Genomic DNA, 13,539 nt, shown 5'->3' on the forward strand with positions numbered 1-13,539 from the left:
GTTGGTGATTGTCGGGCAGTGAACCCCGGGTGTCCAGAAAACGAGACAACGCCCGCCACGCGCGCGTACCCGACGACACCTGTCGCAAAGGGAAAGATTCAAAGGCGGATTGATCGCGTTTGACGCACCATGGACGGGCTACATCACGGTGAGCAGACGAAGGGGACCGTCCGTGCAGTTCGAGGTGTGGGCACCGCAGGCCGGCCGTGTGACGCTCCATTGCGAGGGCGCCACACGCGCCATGGAGCGCGATCCGGAACGCCCGGGATGGTGGCGGGGCGAGGCGGAGGCCGAAGACGGCACTCGCTACGGCTTCGCGCCGGACGACGGCCCGGTCCGTCCCGATCCCCGCTCGCGCCGTCAGCCGGACGGCCCGGACGGGCTCAGCGCGGTCGTCGAGCACGAGCGCTACACATGGCGTACGCGGTGGGCGGGCCGTCCGCTGCCGGGGGCGGTCCTCTACGAACTGCACGTGGGCACCTACACACCCGAAGGCACCCTGGACGCGGCCGCCGCCCGCCTCGACCACCTCGTCGAACTCGGTATCACCCACGTCGAGTTGATGCCGCTGTGCCCCTTCCCGGGGCGACACGGCTGGGGCTACGAGGGCGTCTCGCTGTGGGCCGTCCACGAGCCCTACGGCGGTCCCGAGGCCCTGAAGCGTTTCGTCGACCGGGCGCATGAGCTGGGCCTGGGCGTCGTCCTGGATGTGGTGCACAACCATCTGGGCCCGTCGGGCAACTATCTGCCCGTCTTCGGGCCGTACTTCACGGACACGCACCACACGCCCTGGGGTTCCGCGGTCAATCTGGACGCGCCCGGATCCGACGAGGTGCGCGCCTATCTACTGGGCAGCGCGCTCTCCTGGCTGCGCGACTACCGGATCGACGGGCTGCGCCTGGACGCCGTGCACGCGCTCGTCGACACGCGCGCGTGCCACTTCCTGGAGGAGCTGTCGACAGCTGTCGACGCCCTCGCCGCCGAGCTGGGGCGTCCGCTGTTCCTGATCGCCGAGTCCGACCTGAACGACCCGCGGCTCATCACGGCCCGCACGGAGGGCGGTCTCGGACTGCACGCGCAGTGGAACGACGACTTCCACCACGCCCTGCACACCGCGCTGACCGGTGAGTCCCAGGGCTACTACGCCGACTTCGCCCGCGCGCCCCTGGCCGCGCTCGCCAAGACCCTCACCGGCGGCTACTTCCACGACGGCACCTACTCCAGCTTCCGTGGCCGCAGCCACGGCCGTCCACTGGACCGTACGCGCACGGCGGCGCACCGGCTGCTCGGCTACTCCCAGACCCACGACCAGGTCGGCAACCGCGCCGTGGGCGACCGGCTGGCGGCGTCACTCTCCCCCGGCCTGGTGGCCTGTGCGGCGGCGCTCACCCTGACCGCGCCCTTCACGCCCATGCTGTTCATGGGTGAGGAGTGGGCGGCGGGCACACCCTGGCAGTTCTTCACCGACCACACCGATCCCGAACTCGCCGAGGCCGTACGGCGGGGCAGGCGGCGGGAGTTCGCGGAGCACGGCTGGGCCGAGGAGGACGTGCCCGACCCGCAGGACCCGGCGACCCGGGACCGCTCCTGCCTCGACTGGTCCGAGCCCGCACGCGAGCCTCACGCGCGCGTACTCGCGTGGTACCGCCGGCTCCTCGCGCTGCGGCACGAACAGCCGGACCTCACCGACCCCGACCTCGCCGACACCAAGGTCGCCTACGACGCGGACCAGCGCTGGCTCGCCTTCCGCCGCGGGGACGTCCGGGTGGCCGTGAACCTCGCGAAGTCGCCGGCGGCGATCCCCCTGGGCCCCCGAGAGGCCGCCGTCCTCGCGGCCTGGGAGCCCGTGGAGGCGCCGGGCACGGACGGGGTGCTGCAGGTGCCCGGGGAGTCGTGCGTGGTGCTGCTGCAGGCGTGAACGAGGACGTGCGGAGCGTCCCCCTACAGCTCCGCGTCGTCCGTCTCCTCGTCCCGCAGCTCGGTGACGCGTTCCAGCAGGATCGCCTCCCAGGCCCGCCGCAGCCGGGTCCGCAGGAGGGGCAGGGGCTCGGCGGCGCGCCCGTCCAAACCTGCCGCGAGGCGGATCACGGTGTCGCAGCGGGCGAGCCAGAGGCCGCGCAGGCAGGGCCGGGCGCCGTAGCCGGCGAGGGTGGCGGCGCGCACGGCGGCGGGCGAGCCGACGGCGAGGGCGAGGCCCGCGATGTCCTCGGCGGGGTCGCCGACCACCGCCGCGGTCCAGTCGAGGACGCCGCGCACCCGGCCGTCGGCGCTGATCACGAGGTGTTCGCCGGTCAGGGCGTGGTGCACGAGGACCGCGCTGCCGGGCTGCGCGGCGAGCTGGACCGCGGCCGGCGAGGTGAGCTGCTGGAGCCGGGCCGGATCGAACTCGTCGGCCGCGCGCAGAAGTTCGGCGGCCCGGCCGGCCTCCCGGCGCAGTGCCTCCAGCGAGCGCGGGGCGACGCGTGGCACGCCGAGCGCCTCGGCCTGCCGTACCGGCACCTCGCGCAGCCCGGTGAGCAGCCCGGCAAGGTCGGCCTCACCGACGGCGGAGACGTCGTGGTCCTCGGCCGAACCGCCGGGCACCTTGGTGTCGAGCGTGTAGGCCAGCCCGGGCGCCCACTCGCCCTGGGCCACGCTGGTCGGCACCGCGACCGGGACGTGCGGGCGGACCAGGTCGCGCAGCCGCAGTTCGCGGCGTCTGCGGGTGGAGGCCGCACGGTCCCCCGCGAGGTGCAGCACATGGCGGGTGCCGACCCACCAGGTGGAGTGCCCGCCGCCCTCGGCGACGAGCCGGAGCTCGGGCCCGCCGGCCTCGCCCGCGCCGGGCGTGCTGTCCTTGAGCAGGGAACGGACCAGCCGGCGGACCGTGTCCGCGGTGGGTGTCGGTGCCTGGGTCATGGTCGCGCCGTAGTCGCTCGGGGGTGGAGGGGCTCCTGGGGCTCGGTCACTCCACTATGACCATCTCGCGGGTGGTGTCGTTGAGCCTGCGGCCGCCGTCCTCGGTGACCGTGACGATGTCCTCGATGCGTACCCCGAAGCGGCCCGGCAGATAGACGCCGGGCTCCACGGAGAAGCACATGCCCGGGACGAGGGGCTGTTCCTCGCCCTCGATCATGTACGGCGGTTCGTGTGTGGTGACGCCGATGCCGTGCCCGGTGCGGTGGATGAAGTACTCGCCGTACCCGGCGTCGGCGATGACCGCGCGGGCGGCCCGGTCGACCTCCTGGCAGGGCACGCCGGGCCGTACCGCACGGAAGCCCGCCTCCTGCGCCGCGCGCACGAGATCGTGCACCCGACGCTCCTCGTCGGTGGGTTCACCGACGTGGACCGTACGGGAGGTGTCGGATCCGTAGCCGTCCTTGAGGCCGCCGAAGTCGAGGACCACCATGTCGCCGCGTTCGATGACCCGGTCCCCCACTTCGTGGTGCGGGTTGGCGCCGTTCGGTCCTGAGGCGACGATGGTGAAGTCGACCTGGGAGTGACCGAACCGGCGCAGCAGGCCGGCGAGGTCGGCGGCCACCTCGGACTCCCTGCGGCCTCCGAAGGGAACCTTCCGGATCTCCTCGAACGTGGCGTCGGCGGCCGCTCCCGCGGCCGCCAGCAGCTCCAGCTCCGCCGTGTCCTTGACGGCCCGCAGCATCGGCAGGGCCTCGGTGAGCGAGGCGTACGACGTGCCGGGCAGTGCCTTCTGCAGGGCCAGCAGATGCATGGCCCAGGCGTTGTCACTGATGCCGAACCGGCCGCCGGCGTCCAGGAGGGCGGCGGTGGCGGCGTAGGGGTCCTTGCCGTCGGTCCAGTCCCGCAGGGTCAGGGCGCTCGCGCCGGGCGCCTTGCCGGCGTCCGGGGCCTCCAGGGTGGGCACGACGAGGACGGGGTCCTGTCCGGGGGCGAGGACCAGCAGGGTGAGCCGTTCGGTGACGGCGGTGGGGGCGTAGCCGGTGAGCCACACCAGGTCCGGGCCGGGGGCCACGAGGAGACCGGCGAGCCCGGCCTCGGCGGCCGACCGTGCCGCGCGCTCCATGCGCGCCCTGTAGTCGTCGGCGGCGAAGGGCGCTGCGGTGCCGGTCATCGGGGGCCTCCCTGGGCGGGTGCGGGTCTTAGGGCAGCATCCTGCCCGGACGGCGAGGGGGACGCGAGCCGATCGACACGTCTTTCGGACGGGCCGTACGGAGTGCCGGCCCCCGCGTCAGCTCTCCAGGGCCATGCGGACGCCGAGGAGCAGCAGTACGCCTCCGGACACCTGCTCCAGACGCCGGCGCACGCCCGCGCGGGACAGCACGGCCCGCAACCGGCCGACGAACCACACGTAGAGGCCGTAGTAGCCGACCTCGTAGACCGCCCAGAGCGCGGCGAGCCCCACCATGGTGAGCAGGTGCGGGGCACCCTCGGGGACGAACTGCGGCAGGAAGGACAGGGCGAAGACGGCCGCCTTGGGGTTGGCGAGGTTGAGCAGCAGTCCCGCGCGGTAGGCGGCCCAGCCGGTCCTGCCGGTGCTCTCCCAGCCGCCGTCGGCCGCGGCCCCCTTGGTGCGGCGCGCCTGCCGCAGTGCCTGGAGGCCGAAGGCGACGAGCACGACGGCGCCACCGATGCGCATCACGTCGTAGGCGATCTCGGAGGCGGTCAGCAGCGCGGTCAGGCCCAGCGCGGCGACGACGCCCCAGATGAACACCCCGGTCTCGTTGCCGAGCACGGTCAGGAAGCCGGAGCGTCTGCTGTGCAGCGACTGCTTGATGATCAGCACGGTGCTCGGCCCGGGTGACGCGGCGATGAGGGTGCAGGCACCGAGGAAGGCGATGAGCGTGGTCGGCATGGGCTCATCGTGACGCCGACGGCTGGATTCGGACCAGTGGTTTTCCACCTTGCTGGACGGGGGCTTGATCAGACATTGGCGCTAATGCTTGGATCATCCCAAGCCATTAGAAGAGGGGGAACGGTCGTGTTGGTACTCGCGCACATCAGCGATCTGCATCTCGACGGGAGTGCGCGGGCGACCGAGCGCGCCGAGCGGGTGCGGGACCGGCTGTGGCGGTTGCCGGGGCGGGTGGACGCGCTGCTGGTGACCGGTGACATCGCGGACCACGGCGCCGAGGCGGAGTACGAGGAGGCCGCGCGGATTCTGGGACTGCACGAGGGCGACGCGCCGTTCCCGGTGCTCACCTGCCCGGGCAACCACGACAGCAGGGCCCCGTATCGCAAGGCCCTGCTGCGGCGGCCCGCGGACGACGGGCCGGTGAACAGCGTGCAGGTGTTCGACGGCGGCGCGGTGCTCATGTGCGACTCCAGCATCCCGGGCAGTGACGAAGGAGCGCTGGACGAGGAGACGTACGCCTGGATCGAGGCCACCCTCGACGAACTCGACGGGAGGCTTCCGGCACTGTTGGCCTTCCACCATCCGCCGGTGGCGCTGCACCACCCGCTCCCCGACTCCTACCAACTGGACGGGCCGGGGAAGCTGGCCGCGCTGCTGGAGCGGCGGCCCGAGGTCGCCGGACTGATCACCGGTCACGCGCACACACCCGCGGCGACCGTGTTCGCCGGACGGCCGCTGGTCGTCGGGCCCGGGGTGACCTGGACGCTGCGGCTGCCCTGGGAGGGCGAACAGGTCGCGGACCGGGACGCGCCGGTCGGCCTGGCCTTCCATGTGCTGGACGACGACGGACGGCTCACCACGCACTTCCGGGTGGTCACTTGAGAGCGGGGCACGTGAGCACGGGACGAGCGTTCACCTGACGACGGTTCACGTGACGACGCCCGGTACGGCCGTCAACTGCTGGTAGCCGCCGCTGCGGTGGCGGACCGTGAGCACGACCTCTCGGCCGGGTCGGGCGCCGGCGACGGCTCGCGCCAGGTCGTCGGCCGTGTCGATCCGGGTACGGCCGACGACGAGGAGTACGTCGCCGCGGACCAGGCCCGCCGTGAAGCCCGGGCCCGGGACGTGGACGCCGACCACCAGCGCGCCCGACTTCTCGGCGTCCACGGCCTCCACCCCAAGCGTCGCGGTGACGGGGGCCGGCCGACGGGCCGGGGTCGGCGGGGAGGAGGTCGCGGACTCCGAGACGGACGGATCCGTCTGGGTGCGCTGCCCGTCCTGGCCTGGTGCGCCGCGGCCGGAGGCAGCCTGCCCCGGCACTCCGGGCCCGCCCGCCTGCCGTTGCAGTTCGGCCAGTCTGCTCATGCCGATCACCGTGACGCCCACCGTCCCGAGGCCCACCCCCGTCAGCACCAGGACGGCCGCGACGAACAGGCCGAACAGCAGGGTCGTCAGCCGGCGTCCGCGCCGGCGCGCGGCGTGCGGGCGCCGGGCGGGCCCGGACTTCCTGCCTCCGCCCGGTTCCTGACCGGGCATCGGCTTGGGGCGCAACGCAGTCTGTTCCATGGATCGCCTCCGGCTGGATCACCACCGGATGGTGCCTACCCGGCGAACCGGCGCGCGACGAGCCACGAACGAGTGAGACTGACGGGGGGTCAGGAATGGGAAGAGACCCGAACCAGCAGGTCGGCGAGGTCCGCCGCGGTTCCGCCTGGTGCACCCGCACACACCGCCGGCCGCCGGTCGGAGCAGCAGGACACGGTCCCGGCCGACCGTGCGGCGAGGGCGATCAGGACGCTCACCTCGAGGAGCACGCCGGGCGCGCGGAGCGCGTCAGCCCGTGTGCCCCTCGCCGTGGCCGCCGTGGGCCCCGCCATGGTCGAACTTCAGTGCCTCCGGGGGCATGACGACGAAGGGCCGCATCATGCCCATGTCCTCGTGCTCCAGGAAGTGGCAGTGGTACATGAAGCGGCCGTACGCCCCGTCGAACTTTCCCATGATGCGCAACATCTGGTTCCCCGGAACCCGGTAGACGTCCTTGTAGCCCAGCTCGTTGGGCGCCAGTGGGATCGTCCTGGAGGGGTCGTAGGTGATCGGGGTGCGGGTGCCGCCGACCGTCGCGTCGAAGCCCGTCACCACGTACGGGTCCCGGCCCATCGCCTGGAAGTCGGCGAGGTGGATGTGCATCGGGTGCTGGATGGGCGCGAGGTTGAGGAAGCTCCACTGTTCGTGGCTGCCCTCGGCGATGGTGAAGCCCAGGCCGTCGTTGAACGTCCGTGCCGTGCGCCGGTACGTCTTGGTGGTGCCGTCCGCCCCGGTGACCTGGATGATGCCGTCGGCCGGAAACTCGATGCCGCTCGCGTCCGTGATCTCGGTCATCTCCCAGATCTCCGGATGTCCCCCGGAGCCCTTGGTGCCGGGCGGGGTGAGGACGATCAGGCGGTGGCCGTGCGGGATGTCGTGCGTGTAGCGGCGGAAGGAGCCGGAGAGCACCTCGGGCAGCTCGAAGGTGTCGGCCTCGCAGTCCGGTTGGACCCGGAACTCCATGACCGCCGGGTAGCGCACCCCGCCCGCCGGGTCCGGTATGCCCGCCGGCTGGTTCGGGCCCTTGTTGACCAGGCGGAGCCGGCGGCCCGCGAAGGCACGGAAGTCGACGAGCAGGTCGAAGCGCTCGGCGGGGGCCGCGGTCAGGGTGGGCAGCGCGCCGTCGAAGTCGATCGGCACCGGGCGTGGCAGCAGCCCGCCGTCGCTGCCGATCTGGTGGACGATCCCCGGCACCGGGTTGTCGTCCTCGTCGAGGAGGACCAGGTCGTAGATGCGCGCGTTCGACGCGTTGACCAGCCGGAAGCGGTACCAGCCGGCCGCCACGTCGGCGTACGGCCAGATGCGGCCGTTGACCGTGGTGTACGGGCCGGCGAAGGGGATCGTGACCGGCTTGCCGGTCTCCGGGTTCTTCTGCTGGACGATGAGCGTCTTGTGCAGCAGCCGTCCGTTGAGCCGGCCGTCCTCGTCGGTGTCGAGGTTGCGGTCGGCGAGCAGCAGCGGGATCTCCCGGTCGCCGCACGGCAACTGGAGGGCATCCTCCTCGTCGTCGCGGACCAGGTAGGTGCCGTACAGGCCCGCCATCACGTTCCACCGGGTGATGTTCATGGCGTGGTCGTGGTACCACCACTGCACCGCCTGGTGGTCGTTCGGGTACTCGGAGAGCTGGGCGTCGCCGAAGCCGACCGCGTTGTCCGCCCAGCCGTCGTTGCCGCCGCCCGTCTGGGCGCCGTGCAGGTGGGTCACCGTCCAGGCGGGCAGGGCGGCGACGTCCTTGTTGGGTTCCGCGCCCTCGCGGCCCGGGTTGACGGTGGTGGCCGGTGGCAGCACCTCGACGGAGGTGACCGGGTATTCGCTGCCCTTCGGGATGCGGTTGGTCCAGGCGATGCGGACGCGCTGTCCGCGCCGCACCTCGATGGTGGGGCCCGGCACCCGGCCGTCGTAGCCCCACATCAGGGTCGGCGGCAGCTGCGGGTGCAGGCGCACCCAGGTCGGGCGCAGGGCGATCTCCGTCTCGCGCAGCACGTCGCCGGAGGCGGGGCGCAGGACGGGCGGGACGGGCAGCGGTGCGACGTACGGCGTCAGCTCGCCCGGCGCCGCTAACTCCCCTTCCTGCCGGTTCTGGTCGCTCTCGGTGATCCTGTCGATGATCTCGGTCAAGGTCCGAACTCCCCCGTGTGTTCTGTTGACTGTTTCCCGTACCTCGTCAGACTCCTGGCAACCCGGTGAAGTTCCCTGAATGCCCCATTCCGGACGGGAAAGTTCGGAAACCGCATGCGGAGCGACGAACTCCCGTTGTCAGGGGGGGTGTTACGTTCTGTGACGAGACCTGCTACATGGACTCCGGCTGTCAGCCCGCCAAGGGGAACGCCGGCGGCTGGTCCGGGAGGAAGCCGTGGGTGCGGCGGGCCAGGTGATCCGCCTTGTAGCGGTCGACCGTGCGGTGCCAGTTCAGGATGCCCGCCATCCAGTGCTGGAGGTCGGCGACATAGCCCCGCATGACCTCCCGCGCTTCCTCCGAGAGACCGAAGTCGTCGTACACGACAGGCAGTTCGTGCGCGGCGACATGCTGGAACTGCTGCATGCGCTGGGTCATCAGGTCGTGGACGACGCGCAGCGCGGTCGGGTAGTCGATGCCGAAGAAGTTCTGCACGACAAGGATCGCGTTGTGGACCTCGCCCTCGTACTCGATCTCCTTCTGGTAGGAGAAGACGTCGTTGACCAGGCATGCGTAGTCGACGGCGGCGTTCTCCAGGGAGCGCACCGGTCCGCTGCGGTAGACCTCCGGCGGGACGGCGGGGCCGTGGCCCATCCGGCACAGGCTCATGGTGAGGTCGGCGCCGAAGGTGGCGCGGCGCATCTCCAGGTAGTCGACCGGGTCGGGGACGCGGTGCTGGATCTGGTTGGCCAGCTCCCAGACCCAGCTCTCGGTCATGACGTTCACGGCGTCCTTGAGGGTGCGCCGCTGGTCTGGGGTCATCTCGGCCGTGGTGCGGGCCCACAGGTCGATCAGGCCGCGTTCCATGGCGTTGGCGGGGACCAGGACCTGCTCGCCGTCGAGGGGCATGCAGTCCGACAGACGCTGGGTGGTCAGGCGGGCGGCAGCGAGGTCGCGGCGGCCGCCGTAGACGAGCGGGTAGTAGTCGTCGCCGTAGGTTCCCCAGGCGAGCCAGTGCGAGCTGAGGTCGAGGGCCTCGGGGCTCGCGTCCGGGTCGATGCCCGCCGCGCACAGGGGGAGGTCGGCCGCGGCGAGCTTGTCCTCGTCCCACACGCCCTCCTGGAGCATGCCCATGCGGTGCGTCCACTCGGTGAGGCGGGGGCGGGCGCCGGGCAGGTGCGGGCTGAGTTCGTTCTGGAAGGGCATGTAGAAGTCGGGCAGCAGGGACGGCCCGACCTTCTGGAAGGGCACATGCGTGTGGGCGCGCAGCCGCTCGGCGCCGGCCGCGGCGAGCAGGGCGCCGATGTCGGCGGCCGAGGTGCCGGGGCCGGTCAGGGTCTGCCAGGGGGAGGTGGTCTCGGCGCGGGCGTTCATGTAGCGGCTGGAGCGCATGTGCCATTCGTGGCCGCCGGACTGCCAGTCCTGGAGGCCCTGCGTGTAGGCGGCGACGGCGGTCAGCTCGCCCGGTGAGAGGCCTTTCTCCAGGGCGATCGCGGGGACCTCGGTGAGGGCGGTGTGCTCGAACTGGTGGAGGCGGGAGGTGAGGACGTCGTTGACGGTGTCGGCGGCCTCCTGGGTGGTGCAGCCGAAGAAGGTCTCCAGGACGAGGACGCCGTTGCTCAGCTCGCCCTCGTCCTCGACCTCGCGCTGGTAGGAGAACAGGTCGTTGCGCAGGTGGACGCCGTCCGAGAAGGTCTCCATCAGCACGCGCAGGGGTCGGGTCCCGGCGACGGACGGCGGTACCTCGGCCGTCGCGTACTCCACGAGACCGGCCGACCAGGGGGCGCCACCGACCTTGCGGCGCATCTCGATGTACTCGACGGGGTTGGCGATCCGCCCCTCGTTGATGTTGGACAGCTCCCACAGCGACTCGTTGAGCAGGTGCTCGGTGGCGACGGCGAAGCGGCGGCGCCAGTCGGCGGACATCGACGGCACGGTCCGCGTCCACAGGTCGGCTAGGCCGGCCTCGACCGGGTTCTCCGGCGCCGGCATCGGGGTCGACAGGTCCATCGGCATGAACAGCGGCAGCCGGTCCAGGTATGCCTTGCCGCCGGCGCGGTCCTGGGTGCGCTTGAAGATCTCCAGGAAGTGGTCGTCGAAGAAGAACACCCACACGTACCAGTCGGTGATGAGCGAGAGGGCGGGGCCGTCGCAGTCTGGGTGTGTGTAGGCGCAGAGCAGGCCGTAGTCATGCGCGTCGAGGTCGGACTGCTCCCAGATCCCGGACCCCTCCAGCATGCCCATCTCGCGCGCCCACACGGTCGAGTGGGCACGGGCCTCGTCGACGTGCGGGTTCAGCCGCGCGGGGTACGGCATGTAGAAGTGCGGGAGTTCGAAGGGCTGCTGCGTCATGAGCCGGGCCCTACCCAGGGCGCTCCGGAGGCATCCGCCGCGCCACACATGATCACACCATCGCGTGAATCCGGACCGAACTCGGGAGTTCTCAGAGGGACTTGTGGCGTTGATCTCCACGCGCGCAGGTTTCACCTGTTTCTTGCGAGGAGGATTCAATCCGTCTCCCTGCTGCGCACCGACCGCCCCACCTCCGCCCGCAGTGCGACGAACTCGGGCAGTCCCCGGGTGGCGATCTGGTCCCGCCGTCCGGGGAGCCGGACCGGCAGGTCCCGGACGATCCTCGAGCCGGGGCCCGGGGAGAGGACGACGACGCGGTCGCCGACGTAGACGCTCTCGTCGATGTCGTGGGTGACGAACACGATGGTCGTGCCGTCGGTGCGGTGGACCTCGAGGAGCAGGTCCTCCAGGTCCTCCCGGGTCTGGGCGTCCAGGGAGCCGAAGGGTTCGTCCATGAGGAGGAGGGTGGGACGGCAGACGAGGGCACGGGCGATGGCGACGCGCTGCTGCATTCCGCCGGAGAGCTGCCAGGGGTGGCGGCGGGCGGCGCCGGACAGACCGACGCGGTCGAGGATGCGGTCCGCCTCGGCACGGCGTTCGGCCCGGGCGTGGCCGCGGCGGCGCAGCGGCAGGGCGACGTTGTCGCGGACCGTGAGCCAGGGGAAGAGGGAGCGGCCGTAGTCCTGGAAGACGACGGCCAGGCTGTCGGGGACGCCGGTGACCGGTGCGCCGTCGATGGTGACCGTGCCCTCGCGGGCGGGGAGCAGACCGGCGATGGTGCGCAGCAGGGTGGACTTGCCGCAGCCGGACGGGCCGACGACGCACAGGAGTTGGCCCGCGGGGACGGTGAGGGTGATGTCGTGCAGCACGCGGTGGTCGCCGTAGTGCTGGCCGACCGCGGTGAGCTGGAGCGTGCGGTCGGTCCCCTGTTCCTGGGTGCGCGTCGCGTGGCTCATGTGGCCCTCCCCCTGCCGATCAGTCGTTTCTCGACGGCCAGCAGTCCGGTGTTGAGCAGATAGCCGAGGGCGCCGAGCAGGACCAGCGCCGCCCATACGGTGAGCAGGTCGGAGCGGGTCTGGGCTTCGGTGAGCGTGAATCCGATGCCGTTCGCGGTGCCGGGCAGCAGTTCCGAGAACACCATGAGGATGAGGGAGAGCGAAAGGCTCAGGCGCAGTCCGGCGAAGATGCGGGGCAGGGCGGAGGGCAGGACGAGGAACCACAGGCGTTCGGCGGTGTTCAGGCGCAGCACCGCGGCGACGTCGAGGCGCAGCGGGTCGGTGTTGCGGACGCCGGCCGCGGTGTTGACCAGCACCGGCCAGACGGCGCTGAAGGCGATCGAGGCGATCTGCATCGGGGTGCCGAACGCGAAGACCACGACGAAGACGGGGACCAGGGCGGGCGGCGGGACGGCCCGGGCGAACTGTAGGACGGGGTTGGCCAGCGCGTACGCCCGCCGCGAGCGCCCGACCGCGACACCCAGCACGATCCCGGCGACGGCCGCCAGAGCGTACCCGGCGGCCATCCGGCCGAGGCTGGGCAGGATGTCGTCCACCGCGGCCGAACTGAGGAAGAGATGCCGGGCGGGCCCGTCGAACCACAGCTCGTGGACGTGGCGGGCGATGCGGTCAGGGGGCGGGAAGTAGACGCTGCCGTGCGCACGGGCGGCCGACTCCCATACGCCGACGGCCAGGACGAGGACCAGCCACCGGAGGAGGGCGGGGTGGGCGGCGGCGCGGGAGCGGGGCGCTAGCGATGCCGCCGGGTTCCCCTGCGGCGCGGTGTCTGCTTCCCCGCTCACACCCGGGCCCCTCTCCCGGCGGCCTCCCGGTGTTCCGGTGTCCAGGGAAAGAGCCGTCGCTCGCCCCACACCAGCACTCCGTTGATGACCAGCCCCAGCGTTCCCGCCCACACCACACCCGCCAGGACGTCCCTGGTGCCGTCCGTGGCCAGGCCCGCCTGGGCGATGAAGATGCCGAGGCCTTCGCCGAAGCCGGAGAGGATCTCCGTGGCGACGGCGAGGATGAGGGCGACGGCGGCGGAGATGCGGATGCCTGCGGCGATGAAGGGGGCCGTGGCCGGGAGTTCGGCGCGCAGCAGGACCGCGAGACGGCCGAAGCCGAAGGCGCGCAGGGTGTCCTTGGCGAGGGGGTCGGTCTCGCCCAGGCCGTAGACGGTGTTGAAGAGGATCGGCCACACCGAGGCGTAGGTGATCAGCGCGACCTCGGTCTCGGTTCCGGAGCCGAGGAGCAGGGAGACCAGGGGGATCAGGGCGACGGACGGCAGGGGCCGCAGCAACTCCACGATCGCCCGGGTGGCGGTGTCGACGAGCGGCACGCTGCCCAGCAGCAGGCCGAGGGGTACGGCGATCGCGCAGGCGAGGCCGAGGCCGAGCGCCCAGGCCCGCAGGGTCACCCCGATCCCGTCGAGGAAGACCGGGTCCCCCGCCAACTCCAGGGCGCGGTCGAGGACTTCGGTGGCGGGCGGCAGATAGCTGCGGCGGACGAGGCCGGCCCGGCTCACCGCCTCGCACACGCCGAACGCGAGCAGCACACCGAGGAGCCCGAGCCACAGCTCCTGACGCCCCCTCAGCCGGCGCACGTACACCGCCCCTTCATGTCCCGCGCCGACGGCGCCCTCTCATGCCCCGCACCGGGGACCTCCGGGTCGGCAGGGCGGT

11 protein-coding genes are annotated in these 13,539 nt (G+C 71.9%); 2 read left to right on the forward strand and 9 right to left on the reverse strand.

The features are described 5' to 3' along the window. Positions 1-172 precede the first annotated feature (172 nt). Complete coding sequence (gene treZ, locus ACIBJB_RS08885) at positions 173-1,918, forward strand: malto-oligosyltrehalose trehalohydrolase (RefSeq protein ID WP_398928006.1); 1,746 nt, start codon at positions 173-175, stop codon at positions 1,916-1,918. Positions 1,919-1,941: 23 nt separating this feature from the next. Here treZ and ACIBJB_RS08890 read toward each other — a convergent pair whose 3' ends face one another. From ACIBJB_RS08890 to ACIBJB_RS08900, 3 genes are all read right to left on the reverse strand, one after another. Next, the gene (locus ACIBJB_RS08890) at positions 1,942-2,898 is read right to left on the reverse strand and encodes a phosphotransferase (RefSeq protein WP_398928008.1); all 957 of its coding nucleotides are present in this window, start codon (positions 2,896-2,898) and stop codon (positions 1,942-1,944) included. Between the two features lie 46 nt (positions 2,899-2,944). Beyond that, positions 2,945-4,069, reverse strand: a complete 1,125-nt coding sequence (locus ACIBJB_RS08895) for an aminopeptidase P family protein (RefSeq protein ID WP_398928010.1) — start codon at positions 4,067-4,069, stop codon at positions 2,945-2,947. A 117-nt stretch (positions 4,070-4,186) separates the two neighbouring features. Next, on the reverse strand, positions 4,187-4,810 hold the full coding sequence (locus ACIBJB_RS08900; protein WP_398928012.1) for a LysE family translocator: 624 nt from the start codon (positions 4,808-4,810) through the stop codon (positions 4,187-4,189). 126 nt (positions 4,811-4,936) lie between these two features. Here ACIBJB_RS08900 and ACIBJB_RS08905 point away from each other — a divergent pair, with 126 nt between their 5' ends. Then, positions 4,937-5,692: a metallophosphoesterase gene (locus ACIBJB_RS08905; protein ID WP_398928014.1), complete on the forward strand. Its 756-nt coding sequence runs from the start codon at positions 4,937-4,939 to the stop codon at positions 5,690-5,692. Positions 5,693-5,737: 45 nt separating this feature from the next. On the opposite strand, the gene ACIBJB_RS08910 is transcribed toward ACIBJB_RS08905, so the two are convergent. From ACIBJB_RS08910 to ACIBJB_RS08935, 6 genes are all read right to left on the reverse strand, one after another. Further along, on the reverse strand, positions 5,738-6,376 hold the full coding sequence (locus ACIBJB_RS08910) for a PDZ domain-containing protein (protein WP_398928016.1): 639 nt from the start codon (positions 6,374-6,376) through the stop codon (positions 5,738-5,740). Between the two features lie 267 nt (positions 6,377-6,643). Then, entirely contained in the window at positions 6,644-8,512 is a 1,869-nt protein-coding gene (phsA, locus tag ACIBJB_RS08915; protein ID WP_398928018.1) for an O-aminophenol oxidase PhsA, read from the reverse strand. A gap of 190 nt (positions 8,513-8,702) precedes the next feature. Next, positions 8,703-10,862: a germacradienol/geosmin synthase Cyc2 gene (gene cyc2 / locus ACIBJB_RS08920; RefSeq protein WP_398928020.1), complete on the reverse strand. Its 2,160-nt coding sequence runs from the start codon at positions 10,860-10,862 to the stop codon at positions 8,703-8,705. Between the two features lie 155 nt (positions 10,863-11,017). Beyond that, positions 11,018-11,818, reverse strand: a complete 801-nt coding sequence (locus ACIBJB_RS08925; RefSeq protein WP_398928022.1) for an ABC transporter ATP-binding protein — start codon at positions 11,816-11,818, stop codon at positions 11,018-11,020. Next, entirely contained in the window at positions 11,815-12,660 is an 846-nt protein-coding gene (locus ACIBJB_RS08930) for an ABC transporter permease (protein WP_398928024.1), read from the reverse strand. Before ACIBJB_RS08930 ends, ACIBJB_RS08925 begins: the two co-directional genes overlap by 4 nt. Continuing rightward, on the reverse strand, positions 12,657-13,460 hold the full coding sequence (locus tag ACIBJB_RS08935; RefSeq protein WP_398928026.1) for an ABC transporter permease: 804 nt from the start codon (positions 13,458-13,460) through the stop codon (positions 12,657-12,659). The genes ACIBJB_RS08930 and ACIBJB_RS08935 overlap by 4 nt, the downstream gene beginning before the upstream one ends. Positions 13,461-13,539 lie beyond the last annotated feature (79 nt).

This window comes from Streptomyces sp. NPDC050759 (assembly GCF_044456945.1).
GTDB lineage: Bacteria > Actinomycetota > Actinomycetes > Streptomycetales > Streptomycetaceae > Streptomyces.